We start from the raw sequence: 21,409 nt of genomic DNA, 5'->3' as shown, positions 1-21,409 counted from the left end.
ATGAGAACAATCAACGGTGCAAAAAGCTGAGATTGAAGGTCTGTGGACCCACGTGTACTGGTTGTCGGTTTTAGCCGAGCAGGGCACCTATACCGCTGCGGCGATCCGCTTGGGTGTCAGCAAGTCAGCGGTCAGCCAACGTATCGTCGAGCTGGAAAAAGTCATGGGCATGAGCCTCGTCCAGCGCACCACCCGCAGCGTGCGGTTGACCGACGCGGGGCTGGCGTTGGTGCGGGACGTCGGTGGCGCCTACGAGCAGATTGCTCGCAGCTTTTCTGAGGTGCGCGACTCAGCGGGTGTCGCCCGTGGTTTGTTGCGGTTGACTGCCCCCGTAGCGTTCGCCCGTCAGCAACTGGTGCCGCATCTGGCAGAGTTTCTCGCCGAGCTTCCCGAAGTTCGGGTGCAACTGGACGTTTCCGACCACATTAGCTCCATTGCGTCAGAAGGCTACGACCTGGCGATTCGGCACAGCCATCAAATCCCCGACACCCACGTTGCCTGGAAGCTGTGCGCGACCCATTCGGTATTGGTCGCGACCCAGGCTTACCTCGAACGGTTCGGCAATCCTCAGCACCCCGAAGACCTTCTTCGTCATAACTGCCTGTACTATCCTCGCGGCGCCGATGTACCGGCCTGGACCTTTGAAGCGCCGGTGCGCAAACAGGCAGAACGCAATCGCTTGACCGTGCCGATCACCGGCTCGTTTGCCACCAACAACAGCGAGGCCTTGCGCGATGCGGCGCTGACCCATCTGGGTATCGCGTTGCTACCAGATTTCAGCGCTCAAGCCGGGCTGATCGACGGTCGATTGATCCAGGTGCTGCCGAAGTGGAAGTTGACCGGGGCCTTCCCCGAGGAGATCAACCTGGTGCGGCCTTATTCCGCTCAAGTCCCCAAGGCGGTGAGTGCGTTTGTCGGCTACCTCAAGGCACGTTTTTCGGCAGGATTTGGCTGGGCGAAATAACGGTTTTCGGGGTGCGCCTGAATTCTCGGACGTAGACCACCAGGCTGTACAGCAAGGGTACGAAGAACAGCGTCAGCACCGTGGCGGAGAGCATGCCGCCAAACACACTGGTGCCGATGGCGCGTTGGCTGGCCGAGCCGGGGCCGGTGGCCAACATCAGTGGCAATACCCCGAACATGAACGCCAGCGAGGTCATCACGATAGGGCGCAAGCGCATGCGGGCGGCGTCGAGCACCGCCTGACGAATCGAAGCCCTTTGCTGGTGTAGGGTTTGCGCCACTTCAATGATCAAAATCGCATTCTTGGCTGACAGTCCAATGATGGTGATCATGCCGACCTTGAAGTACAGGTCGTCGGGCAAGCCGCGCAACGTCGTCGCCAGCAGCGCGCCGATGACCCCAAGCGGGATGGCGAGAATCACCGCCAAAGGCATCGACCAGCTTTCGTACAGCGCCGCCAGGCACAAGAAAATCACCAGAATCGACAGCCCGAACAGCAACGGCATCTGATTGCCGGAGACCCGTTCCTGATACGACTGGCCGGCCCACTCATAGCCAAAGCCCACCGGTAATTGAGTCACCAGACCTGCCAACGCGTCCATCGCCTGTGTCGTGCTGTAGCCCGGCGCGGGGGTGCCACTGATCGACAAGGCCGGGAAGCCGTTGAAGTTGTCGATTTCCAGCGCGCCCACGCTCCAGCGCATGCTGACGAACGTACTCAGCGGCACCATGTCGCCATGAGTGTTGCGCACTCGGGCTTGGAGCAAGCTGTCCGACAGTTGACGGTCCTTGCTCTCGGCCTGTACCAGGATTTGCTTCACTTGGTTTTTGTAGATGAAATCCCCCAGGTATTGAGAGCCATACAGCGTCGCCAAGGTCTGGTTTATTTCGTCTAACGGCACGCCCATGCTCTGGGCTTTACGGCGGTCAATGGAGACCCGCAGTTGCGGCGAATCGCTTTGCCCGGAAAACGAAACGTCTGCCAGCACTGGGTTTTTCGCGGCCAGGGCCAGCAGCTGATCCTTGGCGTCCATCAACGCATCGTGACCGAGGCCCGCGCGGTCTTGCAGGCGCAAATCAATCCCTTCGCTACGGCCCATGGACGGCAACGGCGGGGTATTGAGGGCTTTGACCAACGCTTTCGGATGAGCCTCGGTGCCTTGGGCAAAGTGTTGATTGAGGCGCGCCAGAATCGCATTGATCTGTTGCTCGGGCTGTTTGCGCAGCGACCAGTCGGTCAAGGATGGCCAGACCATCGCCGTGTTCTGCCCATCGCCGAAGTAGCTGAAACCCTGCATGGCAAACAAGCTGTCGATGCTCGAATCCGTGCGCAAGTAGGCTTGTACTTCATCCACCACCTCGCGGGTATCGGCCTGGGTCGAGCCGGTGGGCAACATGATCACGGTGGCAAAATTGCCCTTGTCTTCGCTGGGTAAAAACGCACCGGGCAACTGCCAGAACAGCAAGGCCACGATCCCGAGGAGCCCGACATACAGCAGCATGAAACGTTTCGGCCGGTTGAGGAATCCGTCCAGTCCGCGCAGGTAAGCGCCAGCTAAGGCCATGCTGCGACGGGTCAGGCGATCCGGGATTGGCGTGTGTTTGACCGGCTTGAGCAGCGAGGCACACAGCGCCGGGGTAAACGTCAGCGCGAGGAACGCCGACAAGGCCATCGGCACCGCCAGTGCCACTGAGAATTGGCGGTAGATTTCTCCCACGGCGCCTTGAAAAAGGGCCATGGGAATAAACACGGCGGTCAACACCAGGGTGATGGCGACGATGGCGCCGCTGATCTGCTGCATGGCCTTGAGCGTCGCTTCCCGAGGGGGCAGGCCTTCCTCGTGCATGATCCGCTCGACGTTCTCCACCACCACGATGGCGTCATCCACCAAAATGCCGATGGCCAGCACCATGCCGAACAGCGTCAGCACGTTGATCGAAAACCCCAAGGCGTACATCACGCCGCAGGTTCCGGCCAAGGCGATGGGCACCACCAGGCTTGGAATCAGCGTGGCGCGCCAACTGCGCAGGAACAGCCACATCACCAGAAACACCAACACCATGGCTTCGATCAGGGTGTAGCCGACCTTGGCGATGGACAGTTTGACGAAGGTCGAGGTGTCGAACGCGGTCTGGTAACGCACGCCTGGGGGAAACTGCGCGGACATCTCATCAAGCTTGCTTTTGATTGCCTCGGCGGTGCTCAGGGCGTTGGCGCCGGTGGCCAATCTGACCGAGATGGCGCCGCAGTACTTGCCGTTGACGAACGCTGGGTAGTTGTAATTGTTGCCGCCGAGTTCGACCCGGGCGACGTCGGCCACGCGCAGGGCTGAGCCGTCGCTGTTGACCCGCAGCGAAATGTCGCCAAAAGCTTGCGGGGTGTCGAGGTCTTCTTCCACCGCCAACGGCGCAGTGATCGGCGTGTCTGGCGTAGCGGGCAGGGTACCGATTGAACCCAAGGTGATGCGCTGGTTTTGCAAGGTGATGGCACTGATCAGGTCTTGGGTGGTGACGCCCATGGCCGTGAGTTTGTGGACGTCGGCCCAGATGCGCATGGCGTATTCAGGGCTGTAGACCCCCACTTCACCGACACCGGGCACCCGCAATAAGGCCGGACGAATGATGCTGGTGGCGAAATCGCCGAGCTGGATATCGTCGACGCTGGGGTTGTCGGCAGTCAGGGTGACGAACAACAGCTGGTTCTCGCCGCTCTGTTCCACCTTCAAACCTTGGCGGCGAACGCTTTCTGGTAACCGTTCTTCAACCCGTTTGATCCGGTTCTGCACATCGATGGCGGCCAACTTGGTGTCAGTCCCGGTTTCGAATGACAGATTGATCTCGGCACGGCCTTCGGCGCTGGTGGACGTGAAGTAAAGCAGCCCGGCGATGCCATTGAGTTCGCGTTCAATGACGGCGGTCACGGTGCGTTCGGCGACTTGCGGCGACGCGCCCGGATACGACGCTTCGATGCTGACGCGGGGCGGCGCAACGTTGGGGTATTGCTCCACCGACAACCGGGTCGCGGCAAAACCGCCGCCGAGCAGAATCAAAATCGCGATCACCCACGCCATCACGGGGCGGGCAATAAAATAGGCGGACATGGGTTCCCTTATTGGCTCTCGGCGACGGCGCTGGTGCTCGTCGAGGGTTTAACCGCCACCGCCTGACCATCGGCCAAGGCGCTGCCGTCAAGAATCACCCGCTCACCCCCGGAAAGGCCGGACGTCACCCGCCATTGTTTGCCTTCCAGGCTGTCCGCGTGGACGCTGACTTGCCGTGCATGACCGTTGTCTTCAACCATGACGTACGCCCCTGCGCGGGTGCGGGTCAGGGCTTGTTGCGCAATCAGCACCGTCGGGCCGGCGTCGGGCGCGTGGAATTCCACTTGCACGTACATGCCTGGCAGCAGTAAATGATCCGGGTTGTTGAACACCGCGCGCATGGCCACGGTGTCGGTTTGTGGGTCGACCGCCGTGTCGGAAAACAGCAATGTGCCTGAATGGGCATAGCGGTGACCGTTGCCCAGCTTCAAATTGATCGGCATCGTGGCGGACGCTTTTAAGCCGCTCGTGTTGCTGTTCTGCAGGGCCAGAAAGTCGTTGGTGGGCTGGGAAAAATTCACGTAAATCGGGTCGATCTGTTCAATGGTGGTCAGCGGAGTGCCTTCGTCCTGACCTACCATCGCTCCTTCGCTGACCAAGGCCCTGCGCGCGCGTCCGGAAATGGGCGCGGTGACACTGGCGTAGGTTTTCTGCAACTGGGCGCTGCGGACTTTGGCCGCCAGCGATTGCTCGGCAGCCCGGGCCACTTTTTCGGCAAATAAATCCTTGCGGTACTGCTGAACGCTGATGGAGTCGATGGCCACCAATTGTTTCGAGCGTTTGGCAATGTCCGAGACGGCCTCGGTGGCGACCTTCGCCTGAGCCAATTCCGCCTCTACCTCCTGTAGATTCGCAATCAACTGCGCAGGGTCGATACGGAACAGCAGCGCGCCGGCTTTGACATCTTCGCCTTCGGTGTAGGTACGCTTCTCGATGATCCCCGCAACCCGCGCCCGCACTTGCGCCGTACGATAGGCCTCGAGACGCCCGGTCAACACCGTGACGCTGGCCTTGTCGGAAAGCGTGGCGAGGGCAACGTCCACGGCAACGGCATCATGGGCTGAGACGCTTGGGGCGGGGGCAGATTTGTTGCAGCCCGCCAGCATCCCGCCGACGGTGATCAACAAGGCCAAGGTCACTGGCGCAAGGTAAGGGCTGGACATCGTTTCACTCGGTGGCGGGCGGATTTTTTCTCGTCATGAGAAGCGTGTGTGCCAAAGTCTGACGGCTCGGATGGGCCTGGCGGCGCGTTTCGATCGGTGATTGTACGGTCAGGCGCCGTGATGAAAAAGCACTGGTTATGCCATCTGATCCGTCGAAAATACCGTGCATCGGCGTACGGGTGCATCGGCTGTACAGAATAAGACGTGCGGTGCTGTCGATCATGTAGTACATCCAGGATAAATTTCCCTCACACGGATAAAGGAGCCACACCTCATGAACATTCATCCATTCAACATCGCCATCAGTGATGAGGCGCTAACCGACCTGAACGCCCGACTTTCCCGGACGCGGTGGATGGCCGGCATCGATGACGCGGGATGGAGTGAAGGCACCGACAGCGAGTTTTTGAAGCGTCTGGTTGATCACTGGCGCACCGAATTCGATTGGCGAGCGCAGGAGTCGAGGCTCAACACGCTGCCGCAATTCATTGCGCAGGTGGGCAGCCAGCCGATCCACTTCGTTCACCAACTTGGCACTGGACCGGCACCGTTGCCGTTAATCTTGACCCACGGCTGGCCGGGTTCGTTTGTCGAAATGGAGGCCATCATTCCATTGTTGGCGGACCCTGCGCGTTATGGCGGTGATCCGCAGGATGCATTTCACGTGGTCGTACCGTCGTTGCCCGGCTACGGCTTTTCCCCGGCACCCTCGACCAAAGGCACCGGCCCGTTTGAAATCGCCGGGTTGTGGGCCGAGTTGATGCGCGGCTTGGGTTACGAGCAATTCGGCGCGCAGGGCGGTGATTGGGGCTCCAGTGTTTCGACCTGGCTGGCGTACCGTTATCCCGAGCGAGTCAAAGGGCTGCACTTGAATTACTTGCCGGGTTCCTACCGTCCGCCCTTGGGGCCTGATCAACCGCCGCTGTCGGACGAGGAGCAAGGTTTTCTCGACAAGGCCGCTGCGTGGGCGGAGCAAGAGGGCGCCTACGCCAAGATTCAGGGCACCAAACCCCAGACGCTGGCGTTTGGCTTGAATGACTCTCCGGCGGGATTGGCCGCTTGGATTGTCGAAAAATTCCAGGCCTGGAGCGACTGCGGCGGTGAGCTTGAACAGGCGATTTCTCTGGACGCGCTGCTGACCAATGTCTCGATTTACTGGTTTACCGGGACCATCGGTTCATCGTTCCGCCTGTACCTGGAAAGCCGCAAACGGCCGGTGCAGTTCAGCGCCGGTCAGCGGGTGCTGCCGCCGCTGGGCGTCGCACACTTTCCCGGCGAACTGCCCATGCCACCGCGCTCTTGGGTTGAACGCAGCTTCAACCTGCAACGCTGGACCGAAATGGAACACGGCGGGCACTTCGCGGCCATGGAACAACCGCAAGCGCTGGCGCAAGAGATCAGGGCGCTTTTTCGGCCGTTGCGCTGAGTAGGCTGAGTAGTCAGAACGGCATCAGTTTTTCGGCGATACTTGCGGCCCAATACAAAGTAATCGCCATCGCAGCCTGTTCCCTCGGCGCCCGGCCTTCACCGGGTGTTCGTTTTTGTTTGAGCAATAAGGTCTGCAGCAGATGCCGCCGCGTCTTCGACGCCGCGCTGTCGCGCAGCAAACACGAACCATTATAGGAGCGTTCGGCCGCATGGTTTCATGGGGCCTCTTTCCGCAATTTGATATTCAATTCACGGGTGATCTACAGGCAGGCGACCATCTGTAGCCAGCGTGTTGGCGAAGGTCCTTCGGACTAACCGCAGCCTTCGGCAGCTCCTACAGAAATCTGTGCAGCGCCAAAATGTGGGACCGAATTCATTCGGGAAGGCTTCAGTCCTGACACCTGCAACCTCAAACCACACAAAGTGCCACCCAGTTTGCTGCGCGACAGCGCGGCGTCGAAGACGTGGCGGACCCTCCTACAGAGGTTTGACGACAGCGCGGTGGAGCCTTTTCGCGTCATTCAGGCCCAGCCTCGTCCATAAACTCAGCGAGAAACCGCTTCAACCGTTCATGCCTCAGTGCAGCTATACGCGCGCCGGTCGCGGTCTGAAAACCATCGGCCAGGTGCAGCAGCTTGGAAGTGATCGACAGCGAAGCGCTTGTCATCGACTGCGCGGTGCTGGGCGTTGGGGTCGGGAGAGAGGGGCGCTTTGGGCATACAAACAACTCATCGAATGGGCCGACCAGGCGCTGTACGTCTCGAAGGAAGGCGGTCGAAATCGAGTGTCGGCGTATGAGGGTAAAGAGTGAGGAAGGGGCTGTAGGTCTCGGATTACTTGATCACGGGAAGCTTCCTACGTCCTATGTTGGCTCCGCCCGATAGTCGTTAAAGGCCCAGTCCTGCAGAGTTGCCGCATCTTTTGATGCGGAGAATCTGCCAATGCCTCAGGCCGCCGTCCCAACCTTCACGCTGAGTGTGAAAGGTCTTGAAAATCCTTCTTTGCAAGTGCTCGCGTTTGATGGCGCGGAAGCCGTCAGCACGCCTTACGCCATCACCGTCGAACTGGTCAGTCGGTCGTCTGGTATTGAGCTGTCGGACCTGCTGCACAAGGCGGCTTTTCTCGGTTTCGGCCCGAACGGCGAAGGCATTCACGGGCAGATTCACTCCATCCACAAAAGCGATTCCAATGCCCGGCTGACCCACTACGTCGCGGTGCTCAAACCCTCTCTCGCGTACTTGGAACACAGCAGCCACCGCCGCTCGTTCCAGCAGATGAGCGTGCCCGCGATCATTCTTGAAGTGCTGAAAGAGCACGGCCTGTTTGACGGTTTAGACGTGCAATTCGACAGTGGCGTGACCCGCGCTCCGGTCCGTGACTATTGCGTTCAGTACGACGAAAGCGACCTGCACTTCGTCAATCGGCTGTGCGAAGAAGACGGCTGGTTTTATCGCTTTGAGCATTCGGCTGACGGCCATCGGCTGATTTTCGCCGATGACGAAATAATGTTTCCCCATGCAGCGCGGCGGACGCTGCCGTTCAAGCCGCTAAACGGCATGGTGCCCGACGAGTATTCGATAAATACCTTCGGCGTGCGTTTGGCCGCGCGCACCAGCCATGTGGTGCATCGCGATTACGATTTTCAGAAAGCCGGTTATTTATTGGAAAGCGCTAGAAGTCCGCAGGCGACCCCAGCCCAAGTCCAAAGGGGTGAGGTCTTGCATGTCGATCCCAAGTTTGAGCATTACGTGTATCCCGGCCGTTTTCTGGAGGACAATCACGGCAGACGATTATCCAACCGTGACCTGGAACGGCATCGCACGGATTTCCAACTGGCCGACGGCAGCAGCGATCACCCGGTGTTGCGCAGCGGGACGGTGATTCAGCTGGAAGACCATCCGCAGTGGGGCTGGAACGCCTCGTGGGTGCTGATTTCGATCAAGCACGAAGGGCGACAGCCGCAGGTGTTGGAAGAATCAGGCGCGGACGTCCCCGTCGGCGCTGGAAAAATCGTTCAGGGTTATCGGAATTCCTTCACCGCCATTCCAGAAACGATCCAGTTTCGCCCCGCCTTGCGCCACCCCAAACCGCTGATCCACAGCACCCAAACCGCCAAGGTCACTGGCCCGGAAGGCGAAGAAATCCACTGCGATAAATTCGGTCGGGTGAAGGTCAAGTTTCACTGGGACCGCCGCGAACTCAACGACGACACCAGCAGTTGCTGGGTGCGGGTGGCGTCGAGTTGGGCGGGCAACAGTCATGGCGCGGTGACCTTGCCTCGGGTCGGCATGGAAGTGCTGATTTCTTATTTGGAAGGCGACGCGGATCGGCCGATGGTCATGGGCTGTTTGCCGAACAGTCTGAATCCGGTGCCGTATGAGTTACCGGCGAACAAGACCAAAAGCGTATTCCGCAGCCGCAGTTCCAAGGCAAGCCAGGGCTTCAACGAAGTCTCTTTTGAAGATCGCGATGGCGCTGAACGGGTCTACCTGCGTGCCCAGCGCGACATGGAACAACTGATCCAGAACGACAGCCGTCTTGAGGTGCGCGGTCAGCGGCTGGAGACGATCAAAGGCAACAGCACCACCGTTATCAAGGCCGAGCAACACCTCACAGTCACCGGCGCGCGCAAGGTGCAGTTGTCAGCGGGGGATCATTTGCAGGTGGCGGGGTCCAGCCATACCCGGGTCGGCGGCGCACTGGTCATAGACGCGGCGCAAGAAGTACACCTTTCTGGCGCAAACATCGTTATCGATGGCGGCGTCACGCTGACCCTCTCTATCAATGGTCAGCATCTGGTGCTCAACCCGGCGGGCATTTTCTGCAGTGTGCCGATTGTGTTGGGAGGAGCGCCGCTGCCGGGAACACCTGCGGCGCCTTTAGCGCCGGGAGAAGTACCGGTTCTAATCAGTCCGCTGATACCGGCGCAGCAAAGAATAGCAATGCTCTCGCAACATCAGTCCCGCTGCCTGTTGTGCGAAGAGGCCTCGCAAGCATGAGCGCGTTGATCGATTTTCCTCAAGACGTGCCGTGGGAAAAACACCATGCTTTTCTGCTGATCGACGGTGTGACCGTCCCTGATCTGAAAAGCAAACTGTCAGCCTGGCATCCTGCGGCGCCCCGGATTGCTTTGTATGCGGGCACTCGATTTGACGCCATCAGTGAGGTATCGCCTTGGTTGGTGGTTCTTGAGGGGCCTGAGGATCTGGTTTTTCAAGCGTTCGTGGCCAATGCCTCACGCGAATGGGGCGCCCTTATATTCAGCGACAAACCCTTGCTCGCCGTCGTCGGACACCTGCGTGGACTGCTCACGGTGCAGGTACCGGACGGACCGGAAGTCATGTTGCGCTTGGCTGATCCTGCCGTTGCGCACGCTTTGTTCAATATGCCAAACCGCGATGAGCGTTTGTTCGGGCCAATCGATACCTTGGTGCTAGCCGATTGTGTGGAAGGGCGCTGGCATCGACATCAACGCTGCGCTTCAGACGCGTCGGTATTACCCAAAAAATACGTCTTGAGCGCCGAGCAAAATAACGCTTTGGATGGCGCTGATCTACGTCGGGCCACGTTGAAACTTGATGCTCATCTGCTCGAGTATTTTCCTGATCTACGCACATCAGGCAGTTTGCCCCAGCGCTGGCCGGCGTTGCATCAGCAGGTCAGCGATGCCTACGCGCTGGGCTTTAGCAGCCAATCTGACCTGACTTACTACGTCAATATAATTGCCTGGCTTGGCGATTCGCCAATTGCGCAGCACCCTGAAATTGCTCGATTACTTGACCGCGCTTGCGTGGGGGCATCCAGCACTCGCGTGGCGGCTGCCGCTGAGCTGGCGCGCACCTGGGCCAACAACCAACCGGCAATGCAGGAGCTGTCATGAACACTAACCGTCGTATAGACCCTAACCTGGCCGCCGCTGCCGAATCCAAGAGTGACATTCTCAGCTACGGCACCTGTCCCCTACGCCAGCCCAAGGTGCAATTGCTACCGCTGCGTTATGGCCTAGTCGAACACACCGTTCCCACGGCTGAGGTGGCGTTGCCCTACGCGTTGCAAACGCGGCCATTGGGCGTACGCCTGTTGCGTAACGGCTGGCTGTATATCATCGACAACGGTACGGGCCTTCTGCACGAGTACCGGATTACAAATGGCCTTGTCAGCGCCTTAGTGTGGGAAGGCAAGCAGGTCAGCACTGACCAACGCAGCGCCGTGAGCGCGGAATGTGCACTGATATTTTCCAGAGCCAGCACGCTGAATGTCACCTATGCCGAGGTGCAGTGGACGGCAGCCAAGTGCAATCGGATGCTCAATAGCGAGGAGGAGCGTGCACGGTTCATGCAGTCGGTCTCACTGGTCAATGTGAGTTGTGAGCGAGGCGCCAAGAACCTGCTAACCCTGGAACAGACCCAGCGATGGCTCGCCGAACTGGCGCAAGACGAACAGCTTTGTCCTGTTCCAGACGATGTGCCCGCCGATGAACGAGCGCCCTATCTCTGGGAGCAGCCAGCGTATTTTCGTGAACTGCACCTCGGTGAGTTACTTAAACCGGTTCTGCCGCTCTATCAAAACGACACGCTCTGGCTGGTGGTCGAGGACGACCTCGGCGTATTGCGGGATTTGGCCAATTATCAAGACAAAGTGGTGGGCTGGATCGAAGCCTGGGCTAACGGCGGGTCACAACCGGGGGCCAATGAACGAGACTACCTGCTGGCCTGCTACATCGAAGCGCTGAGCCTGCTCGACGAAACCAAACTGACCGGTATTGCCGCCGCCAGCGATGATCCTGCTTTAAAAGCGATGCTGGAAGAACTGGACCAGTTGCCCTCGCCGCAGCGCGGTCACGCTGGCCGAGCATTGTTGGATCATTTAAACAATTGCGGAAGGGCGGTTTCCACGTACAAGGACGATCCACCGCAAGCATTGTTGGCGTTACGCCAGGAGGCGTCTGACCAATTTCGCAAGGAGGAAGGTTTTTTTGCAAGCCTTGCGTTGGGGTCGATAAAAACGGTGATCATTCAGGATGTCGATTGGCGTTATCACACCCGCCAGTTCATGGCGCCGGCGCCTGATGATTTCGTCGAACGCCATCTTAAAGCGTTAGTGCAACTGGGCAAGGACCAGACCCAGCGAATCAAGGATGTGCTCAGCGGCGCCAAATTGGGCCAAAGGGGCGTCAACGAACTGATTGATCGCGCCGCCATGGACCAGACCCTGGCCGAGCATCGTGCACGATTGATGCGCTGGAATGCGTTGCTCGACCAAATCACCACCGACCGCATAACGTTGGTCACCGCTGACCGCTTTCACCGCGCCGCTTGGTATTTCGATGCCCAACATCAGGAGCAAATGATACTGGCGTTCAGTGCCGAATACGCCTGCCTGAAAGACATCTGTAGAAGCGACGCTGCCAGTCAAGCCATCCTCGACTGGCTGGAAACGAAACCGCAGTTCAGTTTGCCGCTACTGCACACCCTGCCCTTTAGCGAACAAACCCAGTTGTCGACTCAATACGCTGCGTTGTTCAACGCCGGTTATGGGTTGATCAACAACATCCCGCATTGGACGGAGGTCTCCCAGCAAATCGGCCACGGAAAAATCCCGGCCATTGATGCGCTTCCGGCGTCCATCCGAGTGCTTGCCGAGGGTGCCCGCGATGCAATAACCCCGGCACTGCGTCTCGGCATGGAGCGTATGCAGGATGAATTCGTCCACGCGATCAACAGCGAAAAAATAACGGACTTGGATCAACTGTTTCGCAACTTGCCCAAAGCCTTGGCGCCGCGGATTGTCGAAGCTGCACGTCGTGAAGGCGTGACCTTTACGGTCGCCACGCCAGAGGAGCTGGCCTCGCTACAACGGGACATGAAGGAGGTCTTCGACCAGCGCTACGAACTTAAAGTGCTGGTTAACGAACGAAAACAAATCGTGGGCAATAGAAACCACAAAGAGCCGAGGGCCCAGGAACTTCAACGGCAAATCCATGGTGTCCGTGGGTCAATCAACGTGCTGGAAGCGCGTTTGGCCTTAGCCATCAGCCCTATCGCCGAACTGCCCGATGAGTCCATGCGATTGTGGGGCGCCGCACCGGGGAGAGCCGGAGTCACCGTGCTGTTTCCACCGGCGCAACAGCAGGAAATGGGGAGATTAATGGCGAACGTGCGCAAAGGAATGAGCGCTGCGCCGAAGTTGAATGTATTGGGGGATGGGGCTGGATTGTTGGTGTTTTTGGCGCAGTTTGTGAATTTTTTTGTGATGACCAGAGAGGCTAGAAAACATACTTGGAGTGATGACAGTTATAAATCGGTAGTATCTTCTACAGGCGCTACGGCTACCGCTGGATTTATTGCTGTTAGGGGAATAGTTGATACGGCACTCACTGCTCGTGCTGCTTCACTAGTAAGTACGTTTCAACAACATGCCGTGATGGGCGTGTATGTGCAATTGGGGAAGTTGCACGTCGGCTTGGGAGGACTAGGTTCGATCACAGGGGGTGCGATCTCAATCGCTAGCTTCAGCGCCCACCATGACAATTGGCAACGGGCGGTGCGTAGCGGTAATCAAAAACTTCAAAACAGCACATCACTTGCGGCGGCGGGCGCAGTAGGGCAACTTGCCAGCTACTCCTATGATCTCGGCAATGTTTTATATTCGGCTTACAAGGTAATAGCCGCGAGAGACGCTGCCGCGCGCATCGCAGCTTGGGCCGCCGCCGGAGCTCGACTGTCTACTGTGTTTTTCAGAATGAATATTGCGGGGGCGCTATTTACGGTAGTGGAACTGGGAGGGATTTGGCTCTATAACCGCTATAACCTCTCTCCCCATGATCAATGGCTGGAAAGCACCCCCTGGGGGTTAGATGACTACAACCGGGAAGCGCTCAGCCTCGGCGACTACAAACGTAAGTTGACCGGTTTGTTACAGGCTCCCCAAGTCCAAGTAGGTCCAAAGTTCTACGCTGATCGCTGGCAAGACATGTTAATGCAGGCAAGGCCGGGCAGTATTCATCTGGTCATGCCCGGCCTAAGTCTGGCTAGCTTGCAGCAACCGTTTAGGGGCAAGCCCTCTCAAGTGTTGAGCATTGGCGCGTATAGAGTGATTACGGCTGAATGGGAGCGCGGTCGCGATCAAGACCGCTGGGCAATCGTCAGCGAAGAGGTCATTGAAAGCCTGCAAGTCGCTCAGTCCGCGCCACTGATTCTCAAACTGTTTTATCCGGATGAGCGCGTAAGACCTTCCACCGTTACCAGGGCACGCCTGATTTTGGCCGTGTCCGTGGAGACTTACGATGCAGAAGGCAACGCACATACCCAGCTATACCATCTCTCGGTAGATCCGAACGGCGAAGGGGTGTTTCCTGTGGCACCGTTTGATCCGCCATACCGTGAAGCAGAGATATTGGCGATCGATCCCCTGATGCTGGAGATTCTTCATGGATAAGAATCAAAAAGCGGCAATCCCAGAACTGAATTTGCAATACCCCAAAAAAGCCGGAGATGTTGAACCGTTCCCAAGCGGTCGCGTCACGTACCTAGCACCACTTCCACTTCCTACTCAATTGCCAGCTCATTGCCCTTATGTGGGGGAGCTAAATGATATCTATCTAGACTTTGGACTAGGCTCCCCGCAGGTTTTTGCTTGGCAGGTCACGCTGGGACTTCCCTTCAATGGTTTTATAATGCTTAGCTTCGGTCTCCCGCTATTTTCGGGATTAGTAGGTTTATTAGTCGGATATGACTTATCGGAAGCATGGACCCTTATCGCAGGCACCCATCGCGTAGGATTGTCAATAACGACGGGAGTTACGCTATTTTGCTTAACAATGGCGCTCCTCATCTGGTTCTACGTCCACAACAAATACGAAGAAATCATCCCCACCCGCTTCAACCGCCAACGGCGTGAAGTTTGCTTCATGCCCGAAGACTACGAAAAACCCGTCTTCGTCCCGTGGGAATCCTTATCCGCCTGGGTCATTGAGGCCCAAGGCGCGACCCCGCACGGGGTTCAACGGCAATACGGCATGGGCTTCGGGTTTTTCTATGATGACCGTGTGGTCAGTATGGAATTCGGCTGTCCTGCGCTGCCCATCGCTATCAGCAACTGGGAAGCGATTCGCGCTTACATGGAATACGAAGTTCATACCCTAAAAGAAATCACCGACCCACTGGACCTGCAAGGCCCCGACGATCCGCCCCACGAAGGCATGCACACCTTTCGCAATGCCCGCGCCCGTTTACATCAGCAAATCCGCGACCAGCAGCGGGGTTGGGTGTATGGGTTTTTCTGGTACCTGTATCACGTCATGACCTTCTGGACCCTGCCGTTTTGGCTGTGCGAATGGGAAAACGGCCGCGTTAAACGCATGGCCCGTAACGCGTTGCCTGACGCCATGCGCGAATGGTCAGAACCTTTGCCAAAAAACCAATGGGCCAAGCCCAGCTCAGAACTGTTGCGGCTGAGCGCCCAAGTCAACGCTCTGCACAAACGCAACCCGCGACGTTCGATTACCGGGATATTTGCTGAGGTCTACGCCAACGGAACTACCGGCAGGCAACGCGCGTGATGGTCAGGGGCTCGGGAACGCTCAAATCTCGGTGGGAGCGAACGTGTTCGCGAAGGTTTTTCAGGCGCCACGGTACATCAGATATACCGAGCCACCTCCTTCGTGAACACGTTCCCTCCCACAGAAACTTTGTCTGGCCGGTGGGCGTGTTTCCTACAGCACCGTTTGAGTCGCCATACCGTAAGGCAGAGAGGCTGGCGATTGATCCCCTGATGCTGGAGATGCTTCATGGATAAGAATCAAAAAGCGGCATTACCAGAACCAAACTTGCAGCACCCCCAGAAGGCTGGTGACGTTGAACCATTCCCAAGCGGTCGCGTTACTTACTTAGCACCGCTCCCGCTGCCTACTCAAGCGCCCACTCACTGCCCTTATGTCGGTGAACTAAATGATGTCTATTTGGATTTTGGGCTAGGTTCGCCAAAAGTGTTTTCATGGCAAGTGACGCTGGGGGGGCCGTTTAATGGTTTTGTGATGCTCAGTTTCATCCTACCGTTACTTTCGGGACTGATAGGTTTATTCATTGGATACGATCTATCGGAGGCGTGGACTCTCATCGCAGGCACCCATCGGGTAGGCTTACCTTTAACGACTGGAGTTACGTTATTTTGTTTGGCGGTATATCTCCTCATCTGGTTCTACGTCCACAACAAATACGAAGAAATCATTCCCACCCGCTTCAACCGCCAACGGCGTGAAGTCTGCTTCATGCCCGAAGACTACGAAAAACCCGTCTTCGTCCCGTGGGAATCCTTGTCCGCCTGGGTCATTGAGGCCCAAGGCGCGACCCCGCACGGGGTTCAACGGCAATACGGCATGGGCTTCGGGTTTTTCTATGATGACCGTGTGGTCAGTATGGAATTCGGCTGTCCTGCGCTGCCCATCGCCATCAGTAACTGGGAGGCGATCCGCGCTTACATGGAATACGAAGTTCATATCCTAAAAGAAATCGCCGACCCACTGGACCTGCAAGGCCCCGACGATCCGCCCCACGAAGGCATGCACACCTTTCGCAATGCCCGCGCCCGGTTGCATCAGCAAATCCGCGACCAGCAGCGGGGCTGGGTGTATGGGGTTTTCTGGTACCTGTATCACGTCATGACCTTCTGGACCCTGCCGTTTTGGCTGTGCGAGTGGGAAAACGGCCGCGTTAAACGCATGGCCCGTAACGCGTTGCCCGACGCCATGCGTGAATGGTCAGAACCTTTGCCAAAAAGCCAATGGGCCAAGCCCAGCCCAGAACTGTTGCGGCTGAGCGCTCAAGTCAACGCTCTGCACAAACGCAACCCGCGACGTTCGATTACCGGGATATTTGCTGAGGTCTACGCCAACGGAACTACCGGCAGGCAACGCGCGTGATGGTCAGGGGCTCGGGAACGCTCAAATCTCGGTGGGAGCGAACGTGTTCGCGAAGATTTTTCAGGCGCCACGGTACATCAGATATACCGAGCCACCTCCTTCGTGAACAAGTTCCCTCCCACAGAAACTTTGTCTGGCCGGTGGGCGTGTTTCCTACAGCACCGTTTGAGTCGCCATACCGTCAGGCAGAGAGGCTGGCGATTGATCCCCTGATGCTGGAGATGCTTCATGGATAAGAATCAAAAAGCGGCAATACCAGAACCGAACTTGCAGCACCCCAAGAAAGCCGGTGACGTTGAACCATTCCCAGGCGGTCGCGTTACTTACTTAGCGCCGCTCCCGCTGCCTACTCAAGCGCCCACTCACTGCCCTTATGTCGGTGAGCTAAATGATGTTTATCTGGATTTTGGCCTAGGCTCCCCGAAGGTTTTTGCATGGCAGGTCACGTTGGGAGCCCCGTTCAATGGTTTCGTTATGTGTAGTTTTATCTTACCGTTGCTTTCGGGGTTGATAGGCTTATTCATCGGATACGATTTATCTGAGGCGTGGATACTTATCGCAGGCACTCACCGGGTAGGTTTACCATTAACTACAGGAGTCGCTCTATTTGTTTCAGCGATGTCGTTCCTCATCTGGTTCTACGTCCACAACAAATACGAAGAAATCATCCCCACCCGTTTCAACCGCCAACGGCGTGAAGTCTGCTTCATGCCCGAAGACTACGAAAAACCCGTCTTCGTCCCGTGGGAATCCTTGTCCGCCTGGGTCATTGAGGCCCAAGGCGCGACCCCGCACGGGGTTCAACGGCAATACGGCATGGGCTTCGGGTTTTTCTATGATGACCGTGTGGTCAGTATGGAATTCGGCTGTCCTGCGCTGCCCATCGCTATCAGCAACTGGGAAGCGATTCGCGCTTACATGGAATACGAAGTTCATACCCTAAAAGAAATCGCCGACCCACTGGACCTGCAAGGCCCCAACGATCCGCCCCACGAAGGCCTGCACACCTTTCGCAATGCCCGCGCCCGGTTGCATCAGCAAATCCGCGACAAGCAGCGGGGCTGGGTGTACGGGTTTTTCTGGTACCTGTATCACGTCATGACCTTCTGGACCCTGCCGTTTTGGCTGTGCGAGTGGGAAAACGGCCGTGTTAAACGCATGGCCCGTAACGCGTTGCCCGAGGCCATGCGCGAATGGTCAGAACCTTTACCGAAAAACCAATGGGCCAAGCCCAGCCCAGAACTGTTGCGGCTGAGCGCCCAAGTCAACGCTCTGCACAAGCGCAACCCGCGACGTTCGATTACCGGGATATTTGCTGAGGTCTACGCCAACGGAACTACCGGGAGGCAACGCGCGTGATGGTTTGTTTGATGTGGTAGGCCAGTCCGGTTTCAACTGAAAGACCAGCGTCGCTGATTTTACGACTGCTGCGCAGCCGATCGCGGGCAAGCTCACAGAGGCTCGCGCCGTCAGCAGACCGTCTGTGGGTTGAAATTGAATTGCGCAAAGAGCCCCAGAAAGCCGTGCACGGTTTCGCGACCTGGCGCTATCCTGCGGCATCGCGAACTCCCGAGTAACGCCGCCCATGCTGCACAAAAACCTCACCCGCCGTCTGGACCTGATCACCCTGCAATTATTTGTGGCGGTGCATGAAGAGGGCACGTTGACCCGTGCGGCGGCGCGGGAGGCGATTGCGGTGTCGGCGGCCAGCAAGCGTTTGATGGAGCTTGAAGACGCGCTGGGCATCGGTTTGTTCGTGCGCAACGCCAAAGGCATGGCCCTGACCGCAGCCGGAGAAACCCTGTTGCACCATGCGCGGCGAATGCTGTTCGACGTGGAAAAAATGGGCGTCGAACTGGACGAGCATATTCAAGGCGTGCGGGGTTACGTGCGGATGCTGGCGAACCTCTCGGCGATCATTCAGTTTTTACCGGAAGACCTGCACGACTTCGTTACCGACCACGCGCAAGTAAAAATCGACCTGGAAGAACGGCCCAGCAACGGGGTGGTGCAAGGCATCGTCGATGGCGTGGCCGACATCGGCATTTGCTCCGAAGACACCGACACCCAAGGCCTGTTCAGCGTGCCTTACCGCCATGACACGCTAGTGGTGGTGATCCGCAGCGATCATCCACTGGCCGGGCGCGACCACGTGGCGTTCGCCGACACCCTGGATTTCGACCACATCGGGTTGCATGCCGCCAGTTCGATCAACATGCGCACCCACGCCGCCGCCCGTGCTTGCGGACGCATACTGCGGCTGAGGATTCATGTGCCGGGTTTTGATGCCGTGTGCCGAATGGTTCAAGCCAACATGGGCATTGGTATCTTGCCGCGCAAGGCCTACGAATTGTTTGGTCACTCCCTCGGGCTGACAGCGGTGACGCTCAGTGATGACTGGTCCGAACGCACTTTATTGCTGGTTGCCCGTGAGTTGAACGCGCTGTCTCCCGTCAGCCGGTCGCTGTTTGATCACCTTAGTCGCCTGGAAACCTTGCGTTAGACGCTTCGCTTCAAGCGTTCGCGTTTGGCGAACGCTGCTTGCCAACTGACGGTTTGATTATTCGGCGTCCAGTCCTCTAGCCTTGGCTCAAATTCCAAGAACAATGAGGTACTGACCATGACTGCTCCCTTGAGCGGAATCCGCGTAATCGAGATCGGTACGCTGATTGCAGCCCCTTTTGCGGCGCGCCTGATGGCGGAGTTCGGTGCCGAAGTCATTAAGATCGAATCGATGGGTCAAGGTGATCCTCTTCGTAAATGGCGAAAGCTCCACGAGGGCACGTCCCTCTGGTGGTACCTGCAGTCGCGCAACAAAAAATCCCTCGCACTGAACCTCAAATCCCCCGAAGGCATTGCCATCGTCAAGCAACTCGCTGAAAGCACCGACGTGCTGATCGAGAACTTGCGACCCGGCGCGCTGGAAAAGCTCGGCCTGGGTTGGGATGTACTGCACGCCATCAACCCGAAACTGACGCTGGTGCGCATTTCCGGCTACGGCCAGACCGGCCCTTACCGTGATCGACCTGGTTTCGGCGCCATCGGCGAGGCCATGGGCGGGATCCGCTACACCACCGGCACCCCCGGCTCGCCGCCGGCCCGGGTCGGCGTCAGCCTCGGTGATTCATTGGCGTCAATGCACGCAGTCATGGGCGCGTTGATGGCGTTGCTGCGGGTCAAGACCGGGCAGGGCGATGGACAGATTGTCGATGTATCGTTGGCCGAAAGCGTGTTCAACGTCATGGAAAGCCTGGTGCCGGAATACGACATGATGGGCCACGTCCGCGAACGCAGCGGCGGTGCTCTGCCCGGTATCGCGCCGTCCAATACCTACCCGACCGCCGACGGCGCGTATGTGGTGATAGCCGGTAACAGTGACCCGATTTTCAAGCGGCTGATGCAGGTTATCGGCCGCGCGGACTTGGCGGAAAACCCGAAGTTTGCCCACAACGATGGCCGGGCGTTGCAAAGCAATCTACTTGACGATGCCATTAGCCAGTGGACGATGAGCCAACCCATCGACGCCGTGCTGCAAGCGCTGGAAGCCGCTGAAGTGCCGGCCGGCCGAATTTACTCGGTGGCCGACATCGTTGCCGATCCGCACTATCAGGCGCGGGGGATGATTCTCGACGCGGAGTTGCCCGGCGGCGCTTCGGTGAAAATGCCCGGTATTGTGCCGAAACTGTCGGAAACCCCCGGTTCAGTGAACTGGCAGGGACCGACGCTGGGCCAACACACTGACAGCGTGCTCGACAGCCTGGGCCTGACCGCCGCGGACATCGCCCGCCTTAAAACTGAGGGGGTGGTGCAATGATTACCGACTATTCCGAACGCTTGATTGTCCAGGAAGTCGCCCCCCGCGACGGCCTGCAAATCGAACCGAAGTGGGTCGAAACCGCCGATAAGATCGCATTGATCGACCAGCTGTCACTGGCCGGATTTTCCCGGATCGAAGCCGGTTCATTCGTCTCCCCCAAAGCCATTCCTGCCCTGCGCGACGGCGACGAAGTGTTTCGCGGCATCCAGCGTATACCCGGCGTGATTTACGTTGCTCTGATTCCTAATTTAAAAGGTGCCCAGCGAGCGATAGGCGCGGGCGCCGATGAGCTGAACCTGGTGATGTCCGCCAGCCAGACCCACAATCTGGCGAACATGCGCATGCGTCGCGAGCAGTCGCTAAGCGGGTTTGGCGACATTGTGGCCTTGGCCCGTGGCACCTCGCTGAGCCTCAACGGTACGGTGGCTACCACCTTTGGTTGCCCGTTCGACGGCGTGATTAACGAAGACCTCGTGCTGCAAATCGTCGACGCCTACTTTGAGCTGGGCGTGCAAGGCATCACCCTCGCCGACACCACCGGCATGGCCAATCCACGGCAGGTTTACAGGTTGGTGCAGCGGGTGCTGGCCACGGTATCGCCGGTGCAGTTGACCTTGCACTTTCACAATACGCGCGGCTTGGGCTTGAGCAACGTACTGGCCGCGTATGAAGCCGGTGCACGACGTTTCGATGCTTCTCTGGGCGGCTTGGGCGGTTGCCCGTTCGCGCCAGGGGCTTCGGGCAACATCTGCACCGAAGACCTGGTGAACCTGTGCGAAGAAATGGACATTCAGACCGGCATCGACCTGCCGCATTTGCTTGAGATGTCGCGCCGCTTGCCCGCGCTGTTGGGTCATGAAATGCCCGGTCAGGTCGCCAAAGCCGGACGCAACAGCGACGTGCACCCCGCACCCGACAATTTGCCCACGTGACACCGCTTCACGCTTGACCGTGGGGGCCACGACGCCCCCATGCCAGACAACAAAAACAATCGGACACCCACGGGAAGTCCGCCTGG

The 21,409-nt window shown here is 58.1% G+C and carries 15 protein-coding genes and 1 pseudogene; 11 read left to right on the top strand and 5 right to left on the bottom strand.

What is annotated here, in order from left to right; translation table 11 throughout:
- Window positions 1-16: 16 nt before the first annotated feature.
- Entirely contained in the window at window positions 17-964 is a 948-nt protein-coding gene (locus RHM59_RS09135; protein ID WP_322165297.1) for a LysR family transcriptional regulator, read from the top strand.
- Here the strand turns inward: RHM59_RS09135 and RHM59_RS09130 are convergent.
- Genes RHM59_RS09130 through RHM59_RS09120 form a run of 3 tightly spaced genes read right to left on the bottom strand, consistent with a single transcriptional unit; the run spans window position 924 to window position 5,450 of the window.
- Window positions 924-4,064 carry a multidrug efflux RND transporter permease subunit gene (locus tag RHM59_RS09130; RefSeq protein ID WP_322286450.1) on the bottom strand — a complete coding sequence of 1,047 codons (3,141 nt, stop codon included), beginning with the start codon at window positions 4,062-4,064 and terminating at the stop codon, window positions 924-926. The genes RHM59_RS09135 and RHM59_RS09130 overlap by 41 nt on opposite strands.
- Window positions 4,065-4,072: 8 nt before the next feature.
- The gene (locus RHM59_RS09125; RefSeq protein ID WP_322286449.1) at window positions 4,073-5,227 is read right to left on the bottom strand and encodes an efflux RND transporter periplasmic adaptor subunit; all 1,155 of its coding nucleotides are present in this window, start codon (window positions 5,225-5,227) and stop codon (window positions 4,073-4,075) included.
- A 4-nt stretch (window positions 5,228-5,231) separates the two neighbouring features.
- On the bottom strand, window positions 5,232-5,450 hold the full coding sequence (locus RHM59_RS09120; protein WP_322165293.1) for a hypothetical protein: 219 nt from the start codon (window positions 5,448-5,450) through the stop codon (window positions 5,232-5,234).
- Window positions 5,451-5,501: 51 nt separating this feature from the next.
- Between RHM59_RS09120 and RHM59_RS09115 the strand changes: the two genes are divergently transcribed.
- Window positions 5,502-6,653 (top strand): epoxide hydrolase, encoded by a 1,152-nt coding sequence (locus RHM59_RS09115; protein ID WP_322286448.1) that lies wholly within the window; start codon window positions 5,502-5,504, stop codon window positions 6,651-6,653.
- 13 nt (window positions 6,654-6,666) lie between these two features.
- On the opposite strand, the gene RHM59_RS09110 is transcribed toward RHM59_RS09115, so the two are convergent.
- Together RHM59_RS09110 and RHM59_RS09105 are read right to left on the bottom strand one after the other, a co-directional pair.
- On the bottom strand, window positions 6,667-6,834 hold the full coding sequence (locus RHM59_RS09110) for a hypothetical protein (RefSeq protein ID WP_322165291.1): 168 nt from the start codon (window positions 6,832-6,834) through the stop codon (window positions 6,667-6,669).
- A gap of 338 nt (window positions 6,835-7,172) precedes the next feature.
- Window positions 7,173-7,350, bottom strand: a pseudogene (locus RHM59_RS09105) (phosphohydrolase); the annotation flags it as partial.
- A gap of 246 nt (window positions 7,351-7,596) precedes the next feature.
- Here RHM59_RS09105 and tssI point away from each other — a divergent pair.
- The 9 genes from tssI to RHM59_RS09060 all read left to right on the top strand — a co-directional run bounded on the left by tssI (window position 7,597) and on the right by RHM59_RS09060 (window position 21,323).
- Window positions 7,597-9,654 carry a type VI secretion system tip protein TssI/VgrG gene (gene tssI, locus RHM59_RS09100; protein WP_322286447.1) on the top strand — a complete coding sequence of 686 codons (2,058 nt, stop codon included), beginning with the start codon at window positions 7,597-7,599 and terminating at the stop codon, window positions 9,652-9,654.
- Entirely contained in the window at window positions 9,651-10,535 is an 885-nt protein-coding gene (locus tag RHM59_RS09095; RefSeq protein WP_322286446.1) for a DUF4123 domain-containing protein, read from the top strand. The genes tssI and RHM59_RS09095 overlap by 4 nt, the downstream gene beginning before the upstream one ends.
- Window positions 10,532-14,092: a toxin VasX gene (locus tag RHM59_RS09090; RefSeq protein ID WP_322286445.1), complete on the top strand. Its 3,561-nt coding sequence runs from the start codon at window positions 10,532-10,534 to the stop codon at window positions 14,090-14,092. Before RHM59_RS09095 ends, RHM59_RS09090 begins: the two co-directional genes overlap by 4 nt.
- A 382-nt stretch (window positions 14,093-14,474) precedes the next feature.
- Window positions 14,475-15,215: a hypothetical protein gene (locus tag RHM59_RS09085; RefSeq protein WP_322286444.1), complete on the top strand. Its 741-nt coding sequence runs from the start codon at window positions 14,475-14,477 to the stop codon at window positions 15,213-15,215.
- Between the two features lie 612 nt (window positions 15,216-15,827).
- On the top strand, window positions 15,828-16,574 hold the full coding sequence (locus RHM59_RS09080) for a hypothetical protein (protein ID WP_322286443.1): 747 nt from the start codon (window positions 15,828-15,830) through the stop codon (window positions 16,572-16,574).
- 618 nt (window positions 16,575-17,192) lie between these two features.
- Window positions 17,193-17,933, top strand: coding sequence for a hypothetical protein (locus RHM59_RS09075; protein WP_322286442.1), 741 nt, complete (start codon window positions 17,193-17,195; stop codon window positions 17,931-17,933).
- Window positions 17,934-18,159: 226 nt separating this feature from the next.
- Window positions 18,160-19,077, top strand: coding sequence for a LysR family transcriptional regulator (locus RHM59_RS09070; RefSeq protein ID WP_322165283.1), 918 nt, complete (start codon window positions 18,160-18,162; stop codon window positions 19,075-19,077).
- 117 nt (window positions 19,078-19,194) lie between these two features.
- Window positions 19,195-20,388 carry a CaiB/BaiF CoA-transferase family protein gene (locus RHM59_RS09065; protein WP_322286441.1) on the top strand — a complete coding sequence of 398 codons (1,194 nt, stop codon included), beginning with the start codon at window positions 19,195-19,197 and terminating at the stop codon, window positions 20,386-20,388.
- Window positions 20,385-21,323 carry a hydroxymethylglutaryl-CoA lyase gene (locus RHM59_RS09060; RefSeq protein WP_322286440.1) on the top strand — a complete coding sequence of 313 codons (939 nt, stop codon included), beginning with the start codon at window positions 20,385-20,387 and terminating at the stop codon, window positions 21,321-21,323. The genes RHM59_RS09065 and RHM59_RS09060 overlap by 4 nt, the downstream gene beginning before the upstream one ends.
- Window positions 21,324-21,409: the final 86 nt, after the last annotated feature.

Origin of the sequence: Pseudomonas sp. MH10, assembly GCF_034353045.1 — a bacterium.
Lineage (GTDB): Bacteria > Pseudomonadota > Gammaproteobacteria > Pseudomonadales > Pseudomonadaceae > Aquipseudomonas.
This window is presented reverse-complemented; position numbering and strand designations above follow the sequence as displayed.